The 23,756-nt window shown below is 41.3% G+C and carries 20 protein-coding genes; 12 read left to right on the top strand and 8 right to left on the bottom strand.

Going from position 1 to position 23,756, the window contains the following annotated elements:
• Positions 1-431: 431 nt before the first annotated feature.
• From CH365_RS08145 to CH365_RS08135, 3 genes are all read left to right on the top strand, one after another.
• Positions 432-1,181 (top strand): YebC/PmpR family DNA-binding transcriptional regulator, encoded by a 750-nt coding sequence (locus tag CH365_RS08145; protein WP_100768279.1) that lies wholly within the window; start codon positions 432-434, stop codon positions 1,179-1,181.
• A gap of 239 nt (positions 1,182-1,420) precedes the next feature.
• Positions 1,421-1,906: a crossover junction endodeoxyribonuclease RuvC gene (locus CH365_RS08140; protein WP_100768083.1), complete on the top strand. Its 486-nt coding sequence runs from the start codon at positions 1,421-1,423 to the stop codon at positions 1,904-1,906.
• A gap of 15 nt (positions 1,907-1,921) precedes the next feature.
• Positions 1,922-2,512, top strand: a complete 591-nt coding sequence (locus CH365_RS08135; protein WP_100768082.1) for a WG repeat-containing protein — start codon at positions 1,922-1,924, stop codon at positions 2,510-2,512.
• 13 nt (positions 2,513-2,525) lie between these two features.
• Here CH365_RS08135 and crcB read toward each other — a convergent pair whose 3' ends face one another.
• From crcB to CH365_RS08120, 3 genes are read right to left on the bottom strand one after another with little or no spacing between them, the layout of a single operon-like run.
• Positions 2,526-2,882 (bottom strand): fluoride efflux transporter CrcB, encoded by a 357-nt coding sequence (gene crcB / locus CH365_RS08130; RefSeq protein ID WP_100768081.1) that lies wholly within the window; start codon positions 2,880-2,882, stop codon positions 2,526-2,528.
• The gene (locus CH365_RS08125; RefSeq protein WP_100768080.1) at positions 2,879-3,655 is read right to left on the bottom strand and encodes a type III pantothenate kinase; all 777 of its coding nucleotides are present in this window, start codon (positions 3,653-3,655) and stop codon (positions 2,879-2,881) included. Before CH365_RS08125 ends, crcB begins: the two co-directional genes overlap by 4 nt.
• 1 nt (position 3,656) lies before the next feature.
• Positions 3,657-4,406, bottom strand: a complete 750-nt coding sequence (locus CH365_RS08120; protein WP_100768079.1) for a biotin--[acetyl-CoA-carboxylase] ligase — start codon at positions 4,404-4,406, stop codon at positions 3,657-3,659.
• Between the two features lie 170 nt (positions 4,407-4,576).
• On the opposite strand from CH365_RS08120, the gene CH365_RS08115 reads away from it, so the two are divergent.
• Positions 4,577-7,714 (top strand): efflux RND transporter permease subunit, encoded by a 3,138-nt coding sequence (locus CH365_RS08115; RefSeq protein ID WP_244283085.1) that lies wholly within the window; start codon positions 4,577-4,579, stop codon positions 7,712-7,714.
• Positions 7,692-9,167, top strand: a complete 1,476-nt coding sequence (locus CH365_RS08110; protein WP_100768278.1) for a TolC family protein — start codon at positions 7,692-7,694, stop codon at positions 9,165-9,167. The genes CH365_RS08115 and CH365_RS08110 overlap by 23 nt, the downstream gene beginning before the upstream one ends.
• A 34-nt stretch (positions 9,168-9,201) precedes the next feature.
• Here the strand turns inward: CH365_RS08110 and CH365_RS08105 are convergent, their stop codons facing one another.
• Positions 9,202-10,965 carry an acyl-CoA dehydrogenase family protein gene (locus tag CH365_RS08105; RefSeq protein ID WP_100768077.1) on the bottom strand — a complete coding sequence of 588 codons (1,764 nt, stop codon included), beginning with the start codon at positions 10,963-10,965 and terminating at the stop codon, positions 9,202-9,204.
• A gap of 346 nt (positions 10,966-11,311) precedes the next feature.
• Here CH365_RS08105 and msrB point away from each other — a divergent pair, with 346 nt between their 5' ends.
• From msrB to CH365_RS08090, 3 genes are all read left to right on the top strand, one after another.
• Positions 11,312-11,707 (top strand): peptide-methionine (R)-S-oxide reductase MsrB, encoded by a 396-nt coding sequence (gene msrB / locus CH365_RS08100; protein ID WP_208861186.1) that lies wholly within the window; start codon positions 11,312-11,314, stop codon positions 11,705-11,707.
• A 15-nt stretch (positions 11,708-11,722) separates the two neighbouring features.
• The gene (locus CH365_RS08095; RefSeq protein ID WP_100768075.1) at positions 11,723-12,568 is read left to right on the top strand and encodes an isocitrate lyase/PEP mutase family protein; all 846 of its coding nucleotides are present in this window, start codon (positions 11,723-11,725) and stop codon (positions 12,566-12,568) included.
• Between the two features lie 109 nt (positions 12,569-12,677).
• Positions 12,678-13,574: an esterase/lipase family protein gene (locus CH365_RS08090; RefSeq protein ID WP_100768074.1), complete on the top strand. Its 897-nt coding sequence runs from the start codon at positions 12,678-12,680 to the stop codon at positions 13,572-13,574.
• Between the two features lie 6 nt (positions 13,575-13,580).
• Here the strand turns inward: CH365_RS08090 and CH365_RS08085 are convergent, their stop codons facing one another.
• Positions 13,581-15,251, bottom strand: coding sequence for a DUF6055 domain-containing protein (locus CH365_RS08085; protein WP_100768073.1), 1,671 nt, complete (start codon positions 15,249-15,251; stop codon positions 13,581-13,583).
• A gap of 40 nt (positions 15,252-15,291) precedes the next feature.
• Positions 15,292-17,247: a CASTOR/POLLUX-related putative ion channel gene (locus CH365_RS08080; RefSeq protein WP_100768072.1), complete on the bottom strand. Its 1,956-nt coding sequence runs from the start codon at positions 17,245-17,247 to the stop codon at positions 15,292-15,294.
• 173 nt (positions 17,248-17,420) lie between these two features.
• On the opposite strand from CH365_RS08080, the gene CH365_RS08075 reads away from it, so the two are divergent.
• Complete coding sequence (locus CH365_RS08075) at positions 17,421-18,269, top strand: hypothetical protein (RefSeq protein ID WP_100768071.1); 849 nt, start codon at positions 17,421-17,423, stop codon at positions 18,267-18,269.
• 7 nt (positions 18,270-18,276) lie between these two features.
• Here CH365_RS08075 and CH365_RS08070 read toward each other — a convergent pair whose 3' ends face one another.
• Positions 18,277-18,888 carry a TetR/AcrR family transcriptional regulator gene (locus CH365_RS08070; protein WP_100768070.1) on the bottom strand — a complete coding sequence of 204 codons (612 nt, stop codon included), beginning with the start codon at positions 18,886-18,888 and terminating at the stop codon, positions 18,277-18,279.
• A 154-nt stretch (positions 18,889-19,042) separates the two neighbouring features.
• Here CH365_RS08070 and CH365_RS08065 point away from each other — a divergent pair, with 154 nt between their 5' ends.
• The 3 genes from CH365_RS08065 (at position 19,043) to CH365_RS08055 (ending at position 22,805) form a co-directional block, all read left to right on the top strand.
• Positions 19,043-19,906 (top strand): thioesterase family protein, encoded by an 864-nt coding sequence (locus CH365_RS08065; RefSeq protein WP_100768069.1) that lies wholly within the window; start codon positions 19,043-19,045, stop codon positions 19,904-19,906.
• 52 nt (positions 19,907-19,958) lie between these two features.
• Positions 19,959-21,284 carry a thiolase family protein gene (locus CH365_RS08060; RefSeq protein ID WP_100768068.1) on the top strand — a complete coding sequence of 442 codons (1,326 nt, stop codon included), beginning with the start codon at positions 19,959-19,961 and terminating at the stop codon, positions 21,282-21,284.
• Positions 21,285-21,479: 195 nt separating this feature from the next.
• Positions 21,480-22,805: a thiolase family protein gene (locus CH365_RS08055; protein ID WP_100768067.1), complete on the top strand. Its 1,326-nt coding sequence runs from the start codon at positions 21,480-21,482 to the stop codon at positions 22,803-22,805.
• 54 nt (positions 22,806-22,859) lie between these two features.
• On the opposite strand, the gene CH365_RS08050 is transcribed toward CH365_RS08055, so the two are convergent.
• The gene (locus CH365_RS08050) at positions 22,860-23,756 is read right to left on the bottom strand and encodes a bile acid:sodium symporter family protein (RefSeq protein WP_100768066.1); all 897 of its coding nucleotides are present in this window, start codon (positions 23,754-23,756) and stop codon (positions 22,860-22,862) included.

Genomic DNA, 23,756 nt, shown 5'->3' with positions numbered 1-23,756 from the left:
GATCTTTTTTTAAAAAAGAGTCCTCATTCACAGAGATTTTTACGCTTACAATTGCGGCAGCGATGCGCAGGGCTTTAGTCCGGGTTCGCCCGGATGAGCGCTTTTGCGCGAACCTGTAGCAGCGCGGCCCGAGCTTTGCAGGTTGTTTGCGATGCCTTTGGGTTGTTCGCGAGGGAGCCGTCCGCATATTTTATAAATTTATAATATACTCTCGGTTTCTTTCGATTTGTGGTCCTTTGGGCTTTGAGTTTGTTGGAGGCAGTGGACTTTTTGCTTTGATTTCTCCGGAGAATGGGGAAGCCCAAAAAGGATGGACAGACTGGAAAAACCGGGTTTTGTTGAAAAAGTGGGACAGGTTTTTAGCCTGCGTTCCCGTTTTTGATCTAATATATTTTTTAAGTGATCTATTCTTAAATGTAAGGGGAAATCCGATGTCCGGGCATAGTAAGTGGGCAACGATTAAACGCAAAAAAGACGCTATCGATTCTAAAAGAGGGGCGATTTTCACCAAGGTGGTCAAGGAGATCACTGTTGCGGCGCGTATGGGTGGAGGGGACATTAATACCAATCCGAGACTTAGACTTGCGGTATTGAAGGCAAAGGCCAGTAATATGCCTAAGGACAATATCGACAGGGCCATTAAAAAAGGTACCGGAGAATTGGAAGGCATTGTATACGAAGAATGCCTGTATGAATGTTTCGGACCAGGCGGAACTGCTATTATGGTAGAGGCGGTAACGGATAAAAAATCTAGGACAACTCCGGAAATCAAAAGTATTCTTACTAAGTTAGGCGGATCCTTGGCAACTACCGGTAGCGTTAGTCGCCTTTTCGAAAGAAAAGGGATTATCGTAATTCCTTCCGATCAAATTTCCGAAGAGGAATTATTCGAATTAGCAGTTGGAGCAGGTGCTGAAGATGTTCAAAACGAGGGAGAAGTTTTTAGAGTAGTGACTTCTCCGGACGATTATGAAGCAGTCCAAACGGCCTTGACCGATAAAGGAATTAAATCCGAAGAGTCCGAGATCAAATTTGTGGCCTTAGTCGGTGCAGAAGTTTCCGACAAGGAGATTGCGGAAAAAGTAATGAAGTTGATCGACAACTTGGAAGGTCATGATGATGTTCAAGGTGTGAACTCCAATTTCGAGCTTTCGCCGGAATTGGAAAAAGAATTCGGCTGAGATTTTTTCTTCGCGCTTCTTCTTCCTTTTTTGGGGATCGGTGATTGCCGAGGCTTTGTTGGAATTCCTACAAGGTTTTGTGCAAGAAAATTCTATTGCTGGTTTGAAGGATTTATGATAATGGGGAATTAGCTCTCCCACAAGCCACTCCCCCCACCCGAAGCTGGGCGGGGGCGCCCCTTTACTCATGTAGGAGTTCCTACAACGTAGAGCAAAATTTTAACTCAGGAGTCTTTTTAGTGAAAATTTTAGGAATAGACCCTGGGTCCCATCGTCTAGGATATTCCGTTCTCAAAAAAGATAAGTCTGTAATTCATGTTCTCACTTACGGCACAATAGAAGTTCCAAGTGGAACGAAAAGTCCTGTCAATTTAATCGCTATTCGCAGACAGTTGGACGCGATCTTGGATGAGTATCATCCGGATCTAGCTTCCGTGGAAGAGTTGTTTTTTGCCAAAAATAGAACGACGGCCGCTAAAGTTTATGAGGCGAGGGGAGTCGTTCTTCTAACATTAGGAGAACATAATATTCCAGTAGTCGAGCCGACTGCTTCTCAGATCAAAAAAGGAACTACTGGAAGCGGGACCGCAGACAAAAAAGATATTAAAGCTGCTCTTAAACTTCTTTTGGGTCTCGAAAATTTAACTGGGCATGATGATTCTTGGGATGCTATTGCGTCTGCTTATGTAGGCTTCGCGATGAGCGGCTCTTTTAAGAAAAAATGAACTATTGGAGAATCTATGGATCGAAAATTTATGCCTCTTGTAATTTTGGCTTTTTTGCCTTTGCTGGTTTTCTGCTCTAAAAAATTACAATTAACTGCTTTCGAAGAGAATGATGTTTATGGTTATAAGGACCAGAACGGAAAAGTCCTAATCTCTCCTCAATATGCACTCGCTCATGATTTTAATGAGAATGGTGTAGGCTTTTCCTTTGGTAAAGACGGATGGGTTTGTATAGATCCTCAAAACAAGGTCTTATTGAATGTCTTTACTTTCGATAATGGTCCGGATTATTTTTCAGAAGGTTTAGCTCGATTTGTAGAAGGGTCTAAATTCGGATTCTTCGACGCATCCTGTAAAAAGGTAATTCCTGCAAATTATGATTTTGCTTTTCCGATCCAAGAAGGTTTCTCGATCGTATGTAACGATTGTAAGTCGATTAGCGATGGAGAACATTCTACTATCGAAGGTGGAAAATACGGTCTGATCGATAAAACCGGAAAGATTGTAGTTCAGATAGAATATGATTCTCTTTCTGAGATTGATCCTGAAACTAAAACCTTACGCGGATCTAAGGGCGGCCTTAAAAAAGAGATTCGTCTTCCCTAAGAGCGATATTTTCTTATTTACTTAGATATACACCTAAAAGCACGGCAGCGATACAAATTGTCGTGCTGAGTAATATATATGCAAAAAAACTAAAATAGCTTCCTGATTGTAAAAATTTCAGGTTTTCTAAAGCGAATGCGGAGAAGGTTGTAAATCCTCCACAAAAACCTACCGTTGCAAATAGTCTAATTTCTTCCGAAATTTTTCCTTGAGATAGTCCATAAAATATTCCGATCAACAGAGAACCTAGGATGTTTACTGTAAATGTGGAAATAGGAAATGGGCTGGATTCTTTAGCGATCGTTTGAGAGATCATATATCTGCAAACTGATCCTAAAAACCCTCCTAACCCTACGATCAAGAAATTCATTTTGTATTATCTTCGTATAATATTTGCAGTCCCCTTAAAGTAAGTAGGGGTTCTATCTTATCGAAAATTTTAGGATTTGCTGCGTGGATGGTTGTTACAAGTCCGCCAGTCCCGATTACTCTATAATCGTTTCCATGAGCCGCTCTGACTTCTTTGATGATCCCTTCTAAAAGTCCTATCCATCCGAAGAAAAATCCTGCCTGTATGGATTCTATAGTAGAATCTCCTAATATTTTAGAAGGAGCCTGGAATACGATCGGAGGTAATTGAGCTGTGTTTCTGGTCAAAGCGTCCATAGAACCTTTGAGTCCAGGTGCGATCACTCCTCCTAAATAATCAGGAGTATCATCCACTACGCAGAATGTAGTAGCAGTTCCTAAATCTATGATGATTGATTTTCCCGGATGATCTTTTACTGCGGCTGCAGCATTTACTAGTCTGTCTGCGCCTATCTCGAAAGGTCTGGGATATTTGATCCCGAAAGGCAACTTCATTTGGTACTGAACTCTGATCGGTTCTATTTGGAACCAATCATTGATCATTCTTTCTATGATTGGATTCAACGTAGGAACCACAGAAGAATAAATTCCACCAACAATTTGGCTGCTATCTATTTCGAATTCTCGGAGGAAGCCCTTGAGATAAAGTCCCATTTCGTCGGAGGTTCTATCTCTTCGAGTGACTGTTCTTCTATGGAAAATCGGTTCTTTGGAACCGTTCCTATAAATACCGAAGACCGTGTTGGTATTCCCAACGTCGATTACTAAGATCATTCTATCCCAAGGACCTAAAATCCTCGGGGCTGTCAATGAATTCGACCATGTTTCCGACCGAGGTCCGGGCTAATAATTTTCCTTCTTCATTCACTCCAAGGAGGGTTGCGGTTTTTTGCTCCCCGCTTTCCGTCCATGCAATGGTTTCTCCTTTCCAGAGGAGTTTTTCATTTATAAATTCTATCCTTTTTTCTCCATCTGAAATTGCTAATACTGCATCGTTCAGAAGAGGAAGTAAGGTTTCTAAAAATCGGCTCCTTCTTCCTTTTTCGTTTTCATCGTCTGTGATAAACCCTGCATCACTCAGATAATCCAGAATTTCAGTGCCGAACAAATTGACCCCGATTCCGAGGATCCAATCCCAAACTTCTCCTTCTTTTTCCGTTTCTATTAAGATACCGCAGACTTTTTTTCCATTTAAATAGATATCGTTCGGCCACTTGATCCTCAGATCTTTTTTGCTGGCAGAAGGATATATAGACAAAATCGTCTTAGCGACTGCAACCCCAACATATAAGGAGAATAACCCGGGAGAAGATAAGTTGGAATCAGAGGAAAATTTGCCGGAAAAGATAAAGGGTTCTTCTCCCAAAATACTCCATGTTTTCCCTTTTCTACCCCTTCCGGAAGATTGAAAATCCGCTAGGATCCAGGAACCCGGTGGGAATTCCTTTCCTTTTAGGATGGTATTAGTGGAACCTGCTTCTGAGAGAAATATTCCCTTTTCGGGATCCAATAGTTGAAACGACATGAGTTCTGTTTAGTATCTTTTTCTGATCCTTCAGACAAGAAAAAATCTGGCACTTGTGTGAAAAAGACAGGTCCTATAATTAAACAAAAATCCCTCCCTACAAATATATATAGAAAGAGGTTCCTTTGAAACTTTCTGAGGTTTCTATTCGTAATCCAATTTTCGCATGGATGATGATGGCTGCTATCATCCTGCTGGGAAGTATCGGCTTCTCCCGTATGGGTCTTTCTCAGATGCCAGACGTGGACTTTCCGATCGTGAACGTTACTCTCAACTTGACCGGCGCAAATGCTCAGGTCATGGAGACCGACGTAGTCGATCCTATCGAAGAAGTTCTGATGACAGTCCAAGGTGTGGTGGAAGTTCGTTCCGTTTCCACAGACGGTTCTGCAACCATCACGGTGGAGTTGGAACTCAAACGTGATGTGGATGTAGCAGTCCAAGAGATCCAAACCAAAATCGCTCAAGTCAGCAATAAACTTCCGGATGATTTGGATCCTGCAGTCATCATGAAATCTAACCCGGATGACCAACCGATCATTTGGGTGGCATTAACCGCTCCAAACAGAAGCGATCAGGAAAAGATGGTCTTCGTCAAGACCAGACTCAAGGATAAGTTCCAAGAAATTCCGGGAGTTGGAGAGATCATTCTGGGAGGTTATGTAGACCGCACTATCAATGTATTTTTAGATCCGCTACGTCTTTTAAGAGCGGAACTTACAGTAACTGATATCATCAATACATTAACCGAACAGAATATAGAAGTCCCTTCTGGAAGAGTGCAGAATAAACTTTCCGAAGTTTCCTTAAGAGCGGTGGGGGATGTTCCGACTGTAGAACAATTTTCTAATATATATATTAACTCCAGAAGTGGAGCCGCAATGTTCCGCCCCGTCCGCTTGAGAGAAGTTGCCAAGATCGAAGATGGTCTAGATGAGATCCGCAGAATTTCTAGATTTAATGGAGTTTCTGCAGTGGGTCTCGGAATCAAAAAAATCAAAGGAGCAAACGCTGTAGAAGTCGGCGACTTGGTCAAGGTCAAGTTAGAAGAGCTTCGGCCAAGTCTTCCTCCTGGATTCGAACTGAATATTTCCAATGATAATACTACTTTTATCAGAGATTCGGTTCACGAGTTAGTTTTTACTCTTATACTTTCCGCCGTACTGACAGGAATTGTATGTAGGTTGTTTTTGGGGAATTGGAGTAGTACTTGGAACGTTCTTCTTGCAATTCCTACTTCAGTGATGGGAACCTTTTTGATCTTATATTTTGCAGGTTTCACATTAAATACATTTACTTTGCTTGGTCTTTCTTTGGCGACGGGTATTGTCGTGGACGATGCAATCATGGTATTGGAGAATATCAGTAGACACAGAGAATCCGGAAAAACATGGTTTCAGGCCTCATTGGACGGAGCTTCCGAGATCCGATTCGCTGCGTTAGCCGCTACACTTGCGATCATTGCGATCTTCCTTCCGGTAGCGTTTATGAAAGGAATCATCGGCCGTTACTTTTTGGAATTCGGAGTTACAGTTTCCGTAGCAGTTGCACTTTCTCTTTTTGAAGCTTTAAGTTTTACCCCAATGAGAGCTTCTCGTTACAGAGAAAGTAAAGAGGCCCAGAAAAAACAAAAATCAAAATCTCCTTTTACCCTACCTGCTGACACATTCTTTTCTAAATTAAAGAACGTAGCGGATCGTTTTTCTTTCTTCAAAAGAATGGATCCTGTAATAGAGAACTTTCTTCAATTTTCCGAGAGAGTGTACGGCAGAGTTTTAGAATTTGTAATTCGTAAACCTGGGACGGTGCTCGTTTCTTCCGTTCTATTTTTTGCGTTCTCTCTTATTTTTTTGTTCTTACTCAAAAAGGAATTCATTCCTCCTCAGGACATGGGAAGATTTATCGTTCGAGCAAAAATGCCGATCGGTTCTTCCATCATTCGTACGGATGAAGCAATGAAGAAGGTGGAGAGTTATCTCAGCTCCCGTCCTATTGTGGAAAAATACATGAGTAATATCGGAGGAATGGGAGGTACCGAATCCAATACGGGTATGTTCTTCGTTACCATGAAGGATATGGGAAATCGTCCTAAGAGTAAAAAAACGGGAAGAGAGATCACTCAGTCTGAAGTTTTCACAGAATTCAGAAAGGATCTGAAAGATCTTGTGCCTGAGGCGAAGTTTTCCGTCCAAGATCTTTCTCAAAGAGGTTTCAGTGCGGGAAGAGGTTATCCTGTTGAGTTAGTTTTGACAGGACCTGATTGGGCCACACTCGCCAAAGTATCGGATTCTATCCGAGAAAAATTAGATTCTTCTAAAACGATTTTGGATATAGACACCGACTATGTTTCCGGCCAACCGGAAGTGAAAATTCTTCCGAATAGGGAGTCAGCCGCACTCCGCGGTGTGAGTATGGCAAATATAGGGAATACGATCGGACCTCTTATGGGGGGGCGTAATGTAAGTCGTTTTACGGAGAATGGTAGAAGTTTCGATGTTCGAGTCAAGATCGACAAGGACAAAGGAGAAAATACAGACATCATTCCTAATATCGGGGTCAGGAACACTTACGGAGAGATTGTTCGTTTGAAAGATGTATTAGTTCTTCAAGCAACCAACACTCTCAAAAATATCACTAGAGTGAACCGAGATAGATCCATTAAAATTTTCGGAAACCCGCCGAAAGAAAAAGGACAAACCTGGGCAACAAACGAAGCCATTCGGATTGCGAGAGAAATGCTCCCCGAAGGTTATCACGTAGATATCACAGGTTCCGCAAAAACGGCTTCAGAATCTCAGTCCAGTTTATCCGGTGCTTTGATCTTAGGTATCATAATGTCATTTATGATCTTGGCAAGCCAGTTTAATAGTTTAAAGCAGCCTTTCTATATTCTTCTTTCTATGCCTTTTAGCTTTTCCGGTGCGTTAATCGCTCTTTGGATTGCAGGGCAGTCCTTTAATATGTATAGTTTTATAGGATTGATTCTGCTTTTAGGACTTGTGAAGAAGAACTCGATCCTTCTGGTGGAATTTGTGAATCATGTAAGAGGAGAAGGTAAAAATATTGCTGATGCAATTCGGATCGGATGCCCTGTCCGTTTGAGACCGGTGCTGATGACTACTTTCTCTTCAATTGCGGCTGCTATTCCGCCCGCCTTGGCCTTGGGTCCTGGGGCGGAAACTCGGATACCCATGGCGATCACCATTTTAGGCGGTTTGATCGTTTCAACATTAATCACTTTAGTGGTAGTTCCAGCCGCTTATTATCTTATGGAAAATGAGAAAGATGAAGTACGTAGATACTCTTAAAAATTATAAAAAATTAATATTCTCCATTATTGCCTGTTTTTTTCTCTGGGAATGTGCTTCCAGCCCGGAGGTAAAAGTTGCGGACGGAGTCGTGGAAGAAAGTTTAAAAAATATTACAGGGATCACAACGCAAGATGTAGAGAAGACAGTCGCAAAAGAAACATTCGGCTTGGACGATCTTTATATTCTTGCAGTGGAAAGAACAGAACGGATTGCCTTAAAGAACGAGGCGACAGAACAAGCTTTAGCGCAGAAAGATAAAGCATTTGCAGGTTTTATGCCTACTCTTTCTTACGTGTTTAACAAATTCTATTCGGTTCCGGGGCATACACAGCAGCCCTCTATAGTAGATAATTATAAAACATATAAGGCAATTCAAAGTGGGGATCCTCTCAGTCTATTACCTTCTTCCGGTTCCGGAAGTAGCCTTCCACCTACTGTGGGAGCGGGTTCTCGTTTATTACTCAGTATTCCGCTCTCTGCAGGACTTGCTTCTTACCAAGATTATAGAGCCTCTAAAAGTTTGGCGGAGCAGAGAAGACTAGAAGCAAAACATGAAGCTGGCAGAATGTATCTGGAAATTGCGCAGGCCTACTTCAACTTTTTACAATTGGAAGAAAGTGTTAAAATTTCCCAAGAAGCATACGATTTGAACCAAGACTCCTTGCAGGAAAGAAAAAGAATGTATGCAGTAGGAAGGATCATGAGATCCGATCTTCTGAATTCAGAGACAAGTCTTTCTAACGCGGAGGCTGTTCTTGCTGATGCAAAATTCCAACTGGAACAAGTGCGTATCACGTTGGCCACTATGGTCGGTTATGAAAAACCTATTTCTGTTGCTGGATTCAAGGCAGAATTGGAACCGGTTCCTACGGGAATGGAGCCTGAAGAATATTTAGCAAAAAGATATGATGTTCTTTCCGCCCACCAAAGTGTTAAAGTGGCCGAAGCACAAAAGGACAAGGCCTGGGTGGGTTTTGCTCCTACAATCGCATTAAATAATTATTATTCGTTTCCTTATCCAGGTACGACTCATTCCAAGGATATTACTGCTCAGTTGCAGATTACTATGCCATTGACTCCATTCTCCCAAATGGCGGACCTAAAGGCTGCGGATTCCGCAAAGAAGCAAGCAAAGTTAACAGCTTCTCAAACAAGAAGAGTTGCTACTCAGGAAATAAGGAACGCTTTTGAAAGTTTTAAAAATTCCCAAAAGATATTAGCGATCTACCAAAAGGCATTTGTATCCGCTCAAGAAACTTCTCAAAGCCAAGCAAGCGGATATCGTTCTGGTAGAAATAGTAGAATAGAAGCGATTGCTTCCAGGATCGCAATGTTAAATGCCGAGATTACTTATCGTAAAATGTTGCACCAACATTCTTTGAATCGTATTGCCCTAGGGGTTGCGATCGGAGAAATTCCTCATCTTCCCGGAGAAAAAAAGGAAGAATAAACAAACGGCCGACAATTGCCGGCCGTTATCTTTTTTAAACAGCTGCTGCCGCTTGCCTGTTTGCTCTTTCAAGACGCAATAGATTTCCTTCTGCGATAGCTAAGGAATCTATATTATAATCTTGTGAATGTTTGATCCTTTGTTTTTTCAAATCCCCATCCACTTGAGTAAGGGATTTTTCTAATAACATACCTGCCACGAATCTTGCGGCGATCTCAACAGTTTCGAAAGCGAGTTCGTCTTTTGTAAAACCGTCTCCGATCGATTTATAAGAATGAACCGCTTGCTCCAATTTTTCCCAAAGAGATCTTAGATCTGTAGAAGGAGAAAATTTGGACATTTCTTCTTCCGCATAAGCTCTTAGGTGACCGCTTGCCGCCATTCCAGAAACTACACCTCCGATTGCAGCTACGATCTGCAATTGAGTAGTGCCTTCATAAATTGTGGTGATCCTGCTATCTCTGTAGATTCTTGCTACATCGTAATCTTCGGTGTAGCCACTTCCGCCGTGGATTTGGATTGCGTCGGATGCAAGTGCCACACAACCTTCGGAGGCGTAATATTTACTCATTGGAGTGAATAAGTCTGCGAGTTTTTCCCAACGACGGATTGTTTCGTCTTGGTTTACATCTCTCTCGCTCTTACCTTCTTCTTTGAGCATTCTTTCTTTCCTCCAATGATAGAGATCGATAGTTCTTCCTGTTTCGGAAACAAGGCATCTTGTGGCTAAAATTTCTCTTTCCATCTTATCCAAAATTTTTCGGACTGCAGGGATCTTCTCTATCGGTTTACCGAATTGTATCCTTTCAGACGCGTATTTTTTTGCTTCGAAATATGCAGCAGTTCCGATCCCTAAAGATTGGGTAGCAATGGTAAGCCTTGCAGCATTCATCATTCCCATCGAATATTTAACGAGACCGTAACCTGTTTTTCCGATCAGTACTCCAGGAGAATTTTCAAAAACCACTTCGCAAGTAGGAGAGCAGTGTAATCCCATTTTATGCTCGATTCCAGCAACATGAACATCTTTTCCTTGCACTAAGAAGAAAGAAAGTCCTCTTGCGCCACTTTCTGGGCTTCCTGTTCTAGCCAAGGTAAGAATTACGGAAGGAGAATCCACATAACCGCAGGCATGAGTGATAAAACGTTTTGCTCCGTTTATCTTCCAAGTTCCGTCCGGATCTTGAGTCGCTCTGGTTTGCACATTAGGTAGATCGGAACCATAGTTAGGCTCGGTCAAAGCCATAGCGGCGCTGAATTTTCCGGCAGCGATCTGAGGCAACCATTCATTGCACATCTCGTCCGAAGCGTACCTTTCCATGATCTCAACAATATTAATATTTCCGTATGCTAGACAAAACGCTGCATCTGCTCTGGCGGCTATCTCGCACATCATAGATTGAACGGTTGCAGGCAAACCTAAACCCCCATATTTTCTGGAGATAGAAATAGGCATGAGTCCTGCGTCTTTTAAGGTTTTATAACATTCTTCTTGTGCTTTTGGGAAGGTGACCTTGCCGTTCTCATATTTTAAACCGGTTTGATCCATTTCCTTACTACGAGGAGCCACGAAATCTCCCATAATTTCTCCCAAAGCTTCCACCGTAGATTTATAATAATCTATCGCTTCCTGCACATTAGAAGGTGCATATGCAAATCTTTCATCGTTCGTTTGCCTATATTTGGCGGCGTCATGGAAATCGCCTTCGTACGCTGCTACGATCTCCTCCCAATCTATTAGATTATCAAAATGAGTTTGTAAGTCGATATTATCTTGGAAATAGTTTCCCTGAATCATTTGTGTACTCCCTGTCGCTTAGAGGTTTTAGGTGTACTGCTTTATTAAGCTTGTGTCAAGTATTACGCCGATTACTTCATTTTTGGATTGATAACTTTGGTTTGTAATACGAACAAAGGAGAAGAACCGAACAGGTGTTTGGAATAATGTTTGAACTTTAAGACCGGAACAACATAGTAATTTAACTAGCAAAGTAACCTTTTCCGAGAAAAATCGAAGTTTCTGGCGAGGAAATAATACAATGGATCGAATCGGATTAGGAATCGGTTTTATATGTTTATTAGGAAACTGTCTATTCGGATGTTCCGAATCTATAGGAGCTCCAAAAGATAAGAAAGGAGGTACGATGAAATACGAAGTGCAGAAGTCGGAAGAAGAATGGAAAAAAGCCCTAAGTCCTGAACAATACAGGATCATCAGGGAAAAAGGGACAGAAAGAGCATTTACCGGAGAATATTATTACAATAAGGAAAAAGGAAAATACCTTTGCGCTGCCTGCGGTGCCGAGTTGTTTAACTCTGATACTAAGTATGAATCCGGAAGTGGTTGGCCTTCTTTTTATAAACCCGCAGCGGACAAGTCCGTTCAATCCGAAACGGATACGAGCCATGGAATGACTCGCACAGAAGTTTTATGCGCAAGATGCGGAGGACATTTGGGACATGTATTCCCTGACGGTCCCGAACCGACCGGGCTAAGATACTGTATCAATTCAGCTTCTTTAAAATTTAAAAAAGATTAATATTCAAAGGAAAGAATGACTTCTACTCAAAATCAGTTAGGCGAAATATTCCGAAACCTACATTCTAAAGATATTTTCGTGATGCCTAACGCATGGGATGCTGGGAGCGCTCGTATGTTGGCAGGTGCGGGGTATTCGGCAATCGGGACAACGAGTGCAGGAATCGCTTTTGCGGCGGGCCTGCCCGATCACCAGATCATGAGTAAAGAAGACATGCTTGCAGAAGTAAAATCCATTGTGGATTCCGTGGGAATTCCAGTAAGCGCAGACCTGGAAGGCGGCTACGGAATCCAGCCTTCTCAAGTCGCTGAAACTGTGAAACAAGCGATTGGGATCGGGGTGGTCGGGTGTAATATAGAAGATCTAAGCGGGGATTCTTCTTCTCCTTTGTTAGATATCAAACTTGCTGCGGAAAGAATTTATGCAATAAGAAAGGCCGCGGACCAGAGTGGGATTTCTTTTACACTCACCGCAAGAACGGATGCTTTTTTAACGAATCATCCGAATGCCTTGGAAGAAGCTATAACTCGTTGTAATTCTTACAGAGAAGCAGGAGCAGATTGTCTTTTTATACCGGGGATAGGAGATCCTAAAACCATAGGGACATTAGTAAATTCTATTAATGGCCCATTGAATGTAGTAATGGGTTTAAGTCATAATCAACTTACGGTTGAAGAATTAAGATCGCTTGGGGTCCGAAGAATAAGTATCGGGGGAAGTCTTGCTCGGGCCTGTTTTCATCTCATCCGACAGGCTGCACTTGAAATTAAAAATTCAGGTACTTTTACCTATGCGGATCATCAGTATTCTCATAAAGAATTATGCGATTTTTTTGCAGAATACGAGACCAAAACAAAATGACATTCTTCCACTTTTCATAGAGTAGAAGGAGCATAAAATTCTGTTTGCGCCTCGGGGCTAAGAATGGATTCTACCCTAGGGCGGGATTTTCGCCCGCGGCAGAAACCGAATGAAGAGAGACCATCTTACTTACCTTCCCGAAAAAGGGAATATCCGTCCCGTATTCGTACAACATTTAGCTGAGATCTATCACCATATATATTATTTTTTCTGTCATATTCTGGGGATCTTTATAGAACTCCCGGACCATACTGAAGGATACAAACGACCTATCGTATGCGTTTCCGGATTTTTAGGAAGAGGTCTGACTTGGACTGCAATGCGCAAACATTTGATCTCTCTTGGGCATCCGGTATACGTGGTCCCACTTGGGTTCCAAACGGGAAATATCCGTAAAAAAAGCAAGATACTAGAGAATTTCCTTATAGAGAAGGATATCAAAGATTGTTATTTGATCTGTCATTCTATGGGCGGACTAATCGCCGCAGGTTTAACTTATAAAGGTAGAGACAGGGTCCGAAAAATTTTCGTCGTAGGATCTCCTATGAACGGAACCTATATGGCTTACCTTGCTCCTATCTTTCCTTGCACCTGGCAGATGATGCCTGGATCTAAATTAGTCAAAGAAGTTGTAGAAACTTATTCAAAATTTCATAATGTACAAGCAGTCTTTACAAAGGGAGAAGGTATCGTCCGCCCTTGGGAAAGCGCTACTCTCGGCCATTTTGACGATGTAGAGATCCCCGAATACGGACATTTGAATTTATATTTAGGACCACTCGGAATTGAGTGTCTGGGCTCGTTAGTCACTTCGGAAGAGAAGAAGGACCCACTTCCTATTAAACAAAAACCTGCGGCTAAAGAAGAAGCTAAGAAGGAGACAGTTAATTCTGCTCCTTCCAAAAAAGTTTCGACTAAAAAGGTTGTGACTAAGAAAGCAAGTCCGGCTAAAAAGAAAACGGCTAAGCCCGCCCCTAAAAAAGCAAAACCTAAAAAGAAACGTTAGTCTTCGTTATTGTTTCGGTGGAAAATAGGTAAGAGATTTTCCACCGGAGTCCCATTTCCTAGTTCCGGCTCCCCATACAGTAATCGAATTTTTTTCAGAGGTGAAACTTGTGGTCCCATCCGGAAAGACATTCACTTGGTATTTAGGAGTTTCTAATCGATACGTCCCATTTTTAAAAAGAAATACCCTTTCCTTTCTAGGAGATTGAAATACGCCTTCTACTTTTCCTTTCAGTGCCTCTATCTTCAAAGAAAAAGGAATTCTAATATCAGGAATAGAAGAAGGATCGGTGATATTCGTTAACTCTCCAATTTCTTCCGTCTTGAAAGAAGAAGCCTCCGACGAAACAAAAGGTACTATAAGAGTTCCGATGATTTCCCATTCTAAAAATTTTGCCGGAAGATCTTTGGTTTCCGAATCTAAATAACTTAGCAAGTCCGATTGTAATTTGGAAACATTTGAATTCAATACGGATTTTAATGCGGAATCTATACTTTCTCCTTCGCAAGTTTTATCCCAAAGATCTTTGATTTTAGAATTCCCGTACTTTTGTGATATAAAGTCCATCGCCAGAAATCCTGCAAGATAAGGATCCGATTTTTCTAGCTGCAATTTGTTCTTTTTGAGAATAATGTTTTCATAATATTCTCTATACTTAGTACCTTTATATTTTGGCCAACCGTATTGCGCTATAAACTCAGCATGACCTTCTACAAGCCAAGCAGGTTGGACGATAGGAGGCAGGTTCTTTCCTGCTCGGATTGCACCACATTTGATCTGCTGCATATGGTGAGTGATCTCATGATAGATCATATGAACGGGCTGAGCAGAGTATTGATACCTTCTTATCTCCCGATCTGAATCTTCCGTGATTGTGTCTTTTTCAGAACTTGGATCACAAAAACTGATCCCGTAAATTCCGCCCCTTCCTCCGCTGCATGGGATTCCGGCCAGATTATTAAACTCTCTGAAAGACTTAACATCCTGAAGAAACGCCACAAGGATCTTAGAGGAAGGTACTAAATCAAAATCATTCTCCGCCTTTTTGAAAAAATCCTGAGTGGTCTTGGATTCAGTAAACGCATGAACGAAAATCGAATTTTTAGGCTCGAACTCGAAATAAAAACGATCTTTCTCTTCGGAAAGTTTTCCGTATCTTCCGGGTTTCGTAAATCGGAAGAATTTTTTCTCTGACGCATTCTCGTACAGATATTCTAATTTTTCTGATACAGTATAAAAAGAAGAGGTGATCCGAGAATTATCCGGAAATATGATTGCTTGCTCGGATTGGCAGTTCGGACATTTTTTAGGAAACGAATAGACCTTTACTCCGTCTTTTTCCAATCCCCATTCCTCCGAGGACCTATGCATGAAGCTAGTTCCGTCTTTCAGATCCCATTTATAAACCCCAGGGCTCCATTGATAGACAGCTCCTCCATCTGGACCGATATAATGCCCAGTTGTATTCGGAATTTTTAATGTATAATTTTTTCCATTTGGAAAAGGGAATTTATCTAATTCTTCCCAGCTAGCGGGGGCAGTTTTCAAATTAGACAAAGTAAACTTAGGAGAATCGGAACCATTTACCAATTCCACTTTAGTAGGTTGGCCTTGTGCATAAAATGCGGAAGTGAAAATTAAAGTGTAAAGAAGGATTTGGAAAATTTTTAAGATCAATGTATTTCTCCCATTTTAATGTAAGAAGAGGCGGAATAAACTAAGACTGGTCTTCTGATAGAACGATTAAAGAATCGGATTCGTGCAAGGAAAAATATTCGGATTTATCCGGGATCAAATATACACCGTAACCCTTGGATTCATCCGTTTCTTCCGAAACAATTCTGATTCCAAAACAGGTTTCCTTTCTTTGCTGGGCCGCATACATACAATCCGCAAAATTCACCCGTTTTGGAAAGTCCTCGAAATATAGAAATGCAGGTTTGAGATAAATTTCACTCCCTTCCGGATCGAATAAACTTTCATACACTCTCATTACATCCGGCTCTTGGGAAACCTGGGCCATCATCTTGGAAACGAACTGGTTCGAGATCAGGAAGTCTTTCACTCCTGTTTCCAAAACAAGCTCAGTATTTTCAGAATTCATGATCTCTGTGATAAGCTGGGTTTCTGCCTTTTTACCGCCTGTTTGGTGTTTCTTCTTGAAGTATTGGCGGAACCTTAACAGAAGAGAAATGGTCCTTGCATCTACTTCTTCGATATTCTCCTTCTCCTCTGCTAAGAATATTACGGAATCATACTGTTCCGGAGAAAGTTTTTCCAGAATGCCTTCTTGAGAAAGATTTGCTATCAAGGATCTAAGTTTGATTTGAGGATATTTTTTCTTAAGTTTTGCAAGAATGGTTTTGATCTCTTCGTTGGATTCGTTTATTAAAAGATCAATTTGAGAGTCCGGAGAGGAAAATTTTGCATATTCATCAACGATGATCCTGCTTTTGGAATTCCAACCTATAATCAATTGTTTGTCGATCGGTCGTGAAAGAGTAGTATTCGGATAGGAAAGCGCCGCAGTCACAACCATAGGTTTGTCGTCGAATTTGATCTTAGAATCGTCTTCTGCAAGAATGATTGCGTCCTCTTCATTCTCTGGTAAATATTCAGGATCAGGATTTAAAATGATTTTTCCGCTCATCTTTCTAAAACCTAATGGAACAGATTCTTTGAACCTAAATGAAATTTCGGAATAGTTTAAACCTCTCCAGCCGTTTTTAGGTTTATAAAAATAGATCTCATTTCCTTCGAAACCGACCAAATTGGAATATACAATTGCGAGACCGGAAGTCCTGGACGTTTGTACGAGTAATTTAGAAAGAATACTTCTTTCGTCCATGACCTGGACTGACTCGGAAAGATCGGATGCAATATTTCGATTTTCTGATCCATGAAGTTCCGCAACGATAGGAGGAAGACCTGACTCTCCGTTTAATGCAACGAGGGCCATAATGGATTTTAATACTTTTGCATCTCCGATCGATTTACCTTCTTCCGACTCTTCAGAACCGGAAGGATTTAGTATGATAATACTTTTTGCTTTGGATGCATTTACTTTTTTTAATGAATGAAGATGAGAAGGTAGTCCGGATCTTGTGATAATTTTTGTGGTCTTAGTATCTTCCAGATTTTCGGAAAGAAAATCATCCATTTCTTCCTTGTCTTGGTCAGAAAGTATAACGGCTGCCTTCCCCGATTCGGAAGAATTTGCCTCTATCAATTCTCTTAATATTTCGATCGTGCGAATCCCGAATCCTAAGATTAGAGTATGATTCGACTCTAAAACATCACTTTTTCCTTTTCTGAGTTCTTGTATTTTCTGATCGAATTGGTTTGTGATAAATGCAACTAAGCTGGAGAATAAGACTAAACCTGAAAATACACTTAAGATTCCTGTAACCTTATTGAACCAATTGGATTCTCCGTCTTCTGCAACTGCTCCGGCATCTGAGATTTGCAAAAATACTCTCCATAAAAAATCACCTGACTCTTTAATCGATTCATCCGGAAAGAGGAATGCCCCAAATATCCGTACTAGGGATAGGAATACGAATGCTCCTAAGAATAGGGTCATGAGAGCTACAAAGACGGAACCTCCTCCCCTAGACATAAAATTATCGAAATGGTAACGGAGCCTTTTGAAAATGCCTAGTTTCTCTTTCATGAGGGATGAAGATTCGTTATAGAATCTGCGATTTCAAATCTAAAATCCTATGGATGGAAATTTATTTTCAAACTTCCCTTTATAATCAATCTAAATCTAAATATTTATAAAACCGGATCCGAGATTTTGACCGACAGAATTTACGGAATATGAAAAACTCGGTCGGGTAGATTATGGCTCGATCTCTGTTCTTTTTTCTAATTAGTTTATTCTTCCACTTTTCCTGCAGCTCTCCCCAAGTGATCGCTTATCAGGAGCATAGCGAACATCACGAATTTATCGGAAGTTGTTTGGATTTTTTGGCCGGAAACGACTCTTTTGTTCCGTTGAAGGATGCGGTTGCCTTAGAGGAACTACGACATTCTGCAGAAGAGCACGCCTCTAATAGTGTGATCATCGGTGACTTATATTATGACCTGAACCAGAAAGAAGGAAGACATTTCTATCTGGAAAAGGACGATTCTATCACATACTATCGTCCTCAATCGGTGGTGCTGGGAGGATGGGAGATGATACAACATCTATGTGCTCGTCACATTCGGCATGAGATAGAAAGAGGATTTGCAAGATCTTCATCCATTATCAGGAAGGATCTCGCCTCAATCAAGGAGGCAGAAACTCTTGCGGAAAAAAATCTGATCATCTATCTTAAATTTGCAGAAGCTTCTAAAGGGAAGCCAAGCCATATTAGAAATTTTCTTTTTATTCCGGTCTCGAGATTTTTGAAGAGGGGAGGGGGGATTTATTTTCCCGCCTGTAATTTGATGGATAAGATGAAGGATCCTATCTTGTACGGATTACAAAGTGCAAAAAGAAATCCGGAAAGTATGACTGCTTGGTCTCAGATGATGTTGGCCGTTACGAATTTTTCAGCAACTCATATGCAGGATTGTAAGGTAAGTGCAGAAAGTCCGCTAAAACTTTTGCAGGCAGAAAAAACGGAATTAAAAGATGTGATAGAAGAGCCTCAAAAAGGCAAAGCGGCATCTAGGATTAAATTCGGATCCAAAGCACGGAAATGAATATGATCTATTTTGCAATATAATCTTCGAAAATTTCTCTAAGACTATCTTCCATTTCTCGAATATAACGCAGATCTTTGGTCATTCTCCATAGAGTGATGGAACCGTGATACGCCATCAATACTCTTCTGGAAACATATTGTATATCCATCGTTCTGGAAAATTGTCCAGAAGCAACTGCACGACTAAGATAGTCTCGGATCATCTTAGTCCATTTCTCCGCGATACCTTTTAGAAATTCTGTATATTCTGGGTCCGCATCCATAACCTGATTTGCAAAACCGGCAAACGGATCTCCGAAAAATTCATGATGGCGGATCTGTCTTTCTTTCAAGATTACCCACGCTCTTAAAAATTCTTGGACTTCCGGATATCTTTCCATGAGAGAACCAAGATCGGAAAGAGTCTTCTCTTCCTGACGAGCAAGGTAAGCGATCCCAAGTTCTTTTTTAGAAGGAAAATGATCGTAAAGACTAGCAGCCACCGAACCGGATTCTTGGATAATCTGTCTCATTCCGGTATTGGAGAATCCTTGTTTATAGAAAAGATCTGTCGCAGTATCTAGAATTCTTTCTCGGACACTGGCACCGGAATCTCTTTTTTTTCTTTGAGCGGTCATGTGCTTAAATACGTTATTTTTTCAGTATTGCCCTAAAAACCTCGTTTCGTCAATAGAATTTGGGTTTAGCGTATAAAAAACCAGAACGAACGTTCTGTATTTTTTTATTGCCCCGATTTCCCAGGGGTCTAAGCTAGTGTCAGGACGGTTCAAAATGTCTGTTACGGAAAAAGAACAAGTCAGAACCAGATTTTCGGATCTAGATACACAAAGGCATACTACTAGCAGGACTTATGAAGACTCTTGTCTAGGAGATAGATATCGTATCTTAGAAGAAGCGGGCTATTCTTGGAAAAGAATGATCGAAGAATCAGTTCGATTACAAACCGTCGGGGCAGATATACGTTTTCTTGCCCAACAAATGGAAAACACTGAATTATCCATACGCACTAGTTATCGCTCCGGGCAAGACGGCCTGTTAGCCTTCTCCCAAGAAGTTTTGGATCCAAACGGAAAAGTTGCAGCAGAGATCAAAACATTAGTAAGAACTGAGAAGGACGGAAAACCTTTCCAACTCATCGCAGCCCAAGATCCTTCCGAAGAACTGATCTCTTCTTTCGAATCTGTACCTTCTTTTTCCGGAACTTGCGAACGCACGCTTGCGGAAAGAGATCTATTTTACTGCGAAAGAAATCCATTCGGTGACTATAATCCTTCTCATTATTGGAGGTTATTGGAAGAAGGTCGCTGGAATTTTACCGCTGAATGCGGACTAAGTCTGGAAGATCTGGTCGCAATGGATACCACACTTTTCTATATGGGTGGAAAGATCCGTTATCGTAAACCTCTCGCCGCAGGTAGAAGAGCTAAGATACAAACTTGGATTCATAGTTTTGATAAAATTTGGAGCCGTATGAGACAAGAAGTCAGCGACTCCGAAACTGGAGAGATTCTAGCGGAATCAATGGATGACCTACTCGTAGTATCTGTAAGCAAATCTAGACCTAAAAAACCTGGGGAAGATCTGCTGAAAATATTCGCACGAGTCACCGAATTCCCCGAGGGAGGCTCGAAATGACATATTATCTTATTCTAATGAACGTACCAAATAAAAGGTCTGGAGAAAGACAATGAAACTCGATAAAAAATTGGCGATTTGTACGCCAAGAAGAACTCCCTTCGCTCAGATTGCGAAAGCTTTAGGACCCTATCCTGGCCATCACTTAGGTCGTATAGTGGCTGAAGATATTATTGCAAAGAGTGGAGTTAAAAAAGATCAAATCGACGGGATCGTGGTTGGGGAAGGATTCTCTAACGCTCCGAATTCCGCGAGAGTAATCGCTAACCTGATCGGACTCAGAGACGAAGTTCCTTCGATCACAGTTTCCAATAACTGTGTATCCGGGATCGAAGCTCTTTCCGAAGCTGCTCGCCGTATTGTTCTTGGAGAAGGCGAACTTTTCTTAGTAATCGGAGAAGAGTCCCAAACTTCTATGCCTTTCGTTGTGAAAAACGCAAGATTGAACAAGAAAGCGGGATCCTTGGATAAACTGAAAAAACTTCTTCCTGATAATCTTCCTGAAGGTGTTGAACTTAGAGACACTCTTGAGGACGGACTTGGTGACGGAGAAACTTCTTACGGAATGCAAGTAACTGCTGAGATCCTTGCTCAGAATTACGAACTTTCTCGCGAGATCACTGATAAATTAGCGTTTGAATCCTTCAAAAGAGCATTAGAAGCTTCTAAAGCAGGAAAATACGCTCCATTCATCATCCCTATGAAAGACGAAGATGGAACTGAACTTACTATTGATGAGGCAGTTGGCCTTCGTGAAGGACTTGTTGAAAACCCAAGCCGTATGGGAAGAGCGATGCTTCTTTTTGAAAACCCTCAAATGAAATTTGATGAGTTCAAAACCAAGTATTCCAAATATCTTAAAAAATCTCATGGACCAACCGTTTCTATCTTCAACGCGAGCCCTCGTTCTGATGGAGCAGCTGGTGTTATCTTAACTACTGTTGAAAAGGCTAAAGCTCTTGGATTAAAAATCGAAGCAGTTCTTTCCGGATGGAAAATGTACGGTGTGGATCCTAACTTGATGGGAATCGGACAAGCTTATGCTACTGAAGCCCTTCTTCAAGACACCGGAGTTAAGATCGAAGACGTAGACTACGTTGAGATCCATGAAGCGTTTGCTGCGACTGCAGTTGCGGCTCTTGTTCAAATCGAAAAAGATACCGGTTGGAAATGGGAGCAAAAATTCGACGAGAAGAAGATCAACCCTAACGGTGGATCTATCGCTATCGGTCACCCATTCGGAGCTACTGGTATCCGTTTGGTGAACAACGCGATCATGGACCTTCAAGAAGACCCTAAAGCTAAGAAAGTGGTTCTCACTGCTTGTGCTCACGGTGGAATTGCAGGAGCAATGCTCATCGAAAGATTCGAAGGTTAATTCTTAACTTCTTGAATCGAATCGGACCCTGGAGGAGGAAACTTCTTCGGGGTTTTTTTATGCACTCGGATTGCTATATTTACATATCTATAGATGAGCCCTCGAAATATTTTGCTTTCAATCTTCTCCATTTTGTGGTCTAAATAGTGTATATGCACCAATTAAAATTTTCGAAATAGAATCGGGAGAAAAACGATGAAACTCGAAACTAAACTCGCAATTTGTACTCCGCTTAGGACTCCATTCGCACAGATCGCAAAAGGGTTGGGGGCTTATCCGGCTCATCACTTAGGAAAGATTGTGGCAGAAAGTATCATCCAAAAAAGTGGGATCAAAAAAGAAGAAATAGACGGTATCGTGGTGGGGGAAGGATTTCCAAGTTCTCCGAATCCAGCTCGAGTAATCGCAAATCTAATCGGGCTCAGGGATGAAATCCCTTCCATCACTCTCTCAAATAACTGTGTATCTGGATTGGAGGCTATCTCAGAAGCCGCCAGAAGGATAATCTTGGGAGAAGGAGAAGTATTTCTTGTGATCGGTGAGGAGTCTCAGACCGATATGCCTTTTATCGTAAAAAATGCACGTTTGAATAAGAAAACCGGATCATTAGAAAAATTGAATAAACTCCTGCCAGATAACCTTCCGGAAGGAGTAGAGTTAAGAGACACTCTCGAGGATGGTCTAGACGATGGAGAGAGCTCTTACGGTATGCAGGTCACCGCAGAAATACTTGCACAGAATTATGAATTGTCTCGCGAGATCACAGACAAGATCGCATTCGAATCATTTAAGCGCACGTATGATGCTTCTATGGCAGGGAGATATGAGCCGTTTATCATTCCTGTAAAAGACCAAGAAGGTAATATATTAAAAATAGACGAGGCGGTAGAACTTAGAAAAGGCCTCGTAGAAAACCCAAGCCGTATGGGAAGAGCAATGCTTCTATTTGATAATCCTCAAAGTAAATTCGAAGACTTTAAGAAAAAATATGGAAAAGATCTGAAGAAGACGCATGGGCCTACAGTTTCTATCTTCAATGCAAGCCCTCGTTCCGACGGAGCCGCAGGAGTGATCATCACTACTGTAGAAAAAGCAAAGGCTCTCGGGTTAAAGATAGAAGGGTTACTTTCCGGATGGAGAATGAAAGGTGTTCATCCGAATTTGATGGGACTTGGACAAGCAGTTGCCACAGAAGGTTTGTTGGAAGACCTACAACTCAAATTAGAAGATATGGATTATGTAGAGATCCATGAAGCGTATGCCGCTACTGCAGTAGCGGCCATGGAACAATTGAAAATGGATACTGGTTGGGATTGGGAAAAAAGATTCGATGAGAAGAAGATCAATCCTAATGGAGGATCCATTGCGATCGGTCACCCATTCGGTGCGACTGGAGTTCGTTTAGTGAATAATGCGATCATGGACCTGCAAGAAGATCCAAAGGCAAATACAGTATTACTTACCGCATGTGCTCATGGAGGAATTGCAGGCTCCATGTTGATCGAAAGATATAAAAATTAACTCTAAAGCCAAAACCCCGAAGGAAAATTCTTTCGGGGTTTTTATTAATTAGGTTTAACTTGCTCTTTCTAAAGATGGTTGGTCTAAAATAGACCTTCTGTTTTTTAAAATAAACAATCCGAAAACCAGTGCTGTTAAAAACATGAGTAGGCTATAAGTAATGGGGACTACAGTCATCGTAGGTACTTGTAATATAGTTCCCGTTACCAAAAGTGCAGTTGTTCCATTTTGGATCCCTAACTCGAAAGCGATCGTGACCGCTTGAGTTCTACTTAAACGTAAAAGTAATCCGAGTAAAAACCCAAGGCTGATACAGATACAATTCATAGTAAGAGCAGCGGCTCCGCTTTGTGCAAAAAATCCCCACATCTTTTCCCAGTTCTGACGTACAAGACCTGCAATGATTGCAAACAGAATGATCATTGAAAAAACCTTTACCGGTTTCTCGCAAGCAGCAGCAAATTTCGGAGAATAATTTTTTACAGCCATACCAATTCCGACCGGAAGGACCGTAATGATGAAAAGTTGTAAAATGGTTTTGAGTATAGGAAGATCGATCGTTTTCCCTTCTCCCATAAAATATACCATGGAGTAGTAAGTTAAAAACGGTAGTGTGAAAGGTTTGATCACGCTAATAAGAGCAGTTAATGTTACAGATAACGCCACATCTCCTTTGAACAAATACGAATACATATTTGAAGTCGGGCCTGAAGGGCAACAGGATAAAACCATTAATCCCACTGCCAGTAATGGTTCCAAGTGGAACATAGTAGCCACCATAAATCCTAAAAACGGTAATAGTAAAAGTTGAGCCAAAAGTCCTACCAATACTGCTTTAGGGAATAGAGCTACTCGTTCGAAATCTTTGAGTGTCAAAGATAATCCCATCCCGAACATAATTATAAAAAGTGAGATCGGAAGAACTATCTCCAATAAAAATCCACTTTGCAT

The sequence above is a fragment of the Leptospira neocaledonica genome, from assembly GCF_002812205.1.
Taxonomy (GTDB): domain Bacteria; phylum Spirochaetota; class Leptospiria; order Leptospirales; family Leptospiraceae; genus Leptospira_B; species Leptospira_B neocaledonica.
Note: the sequence above shows the minus strand (reverse complement) of the source record. Positions and strands in the feature narration are given on the sequence as shown.

What these genes read in the sequence shown, in the direction of transcription:
- CH365_RS08145 (WP_100768279.1), top strand. Translation starts at nt 432, where the DNA reads ATGTCCGGGCATAGTAAGTGGGCAACGATTAAACGCAAAAAAGACGCT.
- CH365_RS08135 (WP_100768082.1), top strand. Translation starts at nt 1,922, where the DNA reads ATGGATCGAAAATTTATGCCTCTTGTAATTTTGGCTTTTTTGCCTTTG.
- crcB (WP_100768081.1), bottom strand. Translation starts at nt 2,882, where the DNA reads ATGAATTTCTTGATCGTAGGGTTAGGAGGGTTTTTAGGATCAGTTTGC.
- CH365_RS08125 (WP_100768080.1), bottom strand. Translation starts at nt 3,655, where the DNA reads ATGATCTTAGTAATCGACGTTGGGAATACCAACACGGTCTTCGGTATT.
- CH365_RS08120 (WP_100768079.1), bottom strand. Translation starts at nt 4,406, where the DNA reads ATGTCGTTTCAACTATTGGATCCCGAAAAGGGAATATTTCTCTCAGAA.
- CH365_RS08115 (WP_244283085.1), top strand. Translation starts at nt 4,577, where the DNA reads ATGATGATGGCTGCTATCATCCTGCTGGGAAGTATCGGCTTCTCCCGT.
- CH365_RS08110 (WP_100768278.1), top strand. Translation starts at nt 7,692, where the DNA reads ATGAAGTACGTAGATACTCTTAAAAATTATAAAAAATTAATATTCTCC.
- CH365_RS08105 (WP_100768077.1), bottom strand. Translation starts at nt 10,965, where the DNA reads ATGATTCAGGGAAACTATTTCCAAGATAATATCGACTTACAAACTCAT.
- msrB (WP_208861186.1), top strand. Translation starts at nt 11,312, where the DNA reads ATGAAATACGAAGTGCAGAAGTCGGAAGAAGAATGGAAAAAAGCCCTA.
- CH365_RS08095 (WP_100768075.1), top strand. Translation starts at nt 11,723, where the DNA reads ATGACTTCTACTCAAAATCAGTTAGGCGAAATATTCCGAAACCTACAT.
- CH365_RS08090 (WP_100768074.1), top strand. Translation starts at nt 12,678, where the DNA reads ATGAAGAGAGACCATCTTACTTACCTTCCCGAAAAAGGGAATATCCGT.
- CH365_RS08080 (WP_100768072.1), bottom strand. Translation starts at nt 17,247, where the DNA reads ATGAAAGAGAAACTAGGCATTTTCAAAAGGCTCCGTTACCATTTCGAT.
- CH365_RS08075 (WP_100768071.1), top strand. Translation starts at nt 17,421, where the DNA reads ATGGCTCGATCTCTGTTCTTTTTTCTAATTAGTTTATTCTTCCACTTT.
- CH365_RS08070 (WP_100768070.1), bottom strand. Translation starts at nt 18,888, where the DNA reads ATGACCGCTCAAAGAAAAAAAAGAGATTCCGGTGCCAGTGTCCGAGAA.
- CH365_RS08065 (WP_100768069.1), top strand. Translation starts at nt 19,043, where the DNA reads ATGTCTGTTACGGAAAAAGAACAAGTCAGAACCAGATTTTCGGATCTA.
- CH365_RS08060 (WP_100768068.1), top strand. Translation starts at nt 19,959, where the DNA reads ATGAAACTCGATAAAAAATTGGCGATTTGTACGCCAAGAAGAACTCCC.
- CH365_RS08055 (WP_100768067.1), top strand. Translation starts at nt 21,480, where the DNA reads ATGAAACTCGAAACTAAACTCGCAATTTGTACTCCGCTTAGGACTCCA.
- CH365_RS08050 (WP_100768066.1), bottom strand. Translation starts at nt 23,756, where the DNA reads ATGCAAAGTGGATTTTTATTGGAGATAGTTCTTCCGATCTCACTTTTT.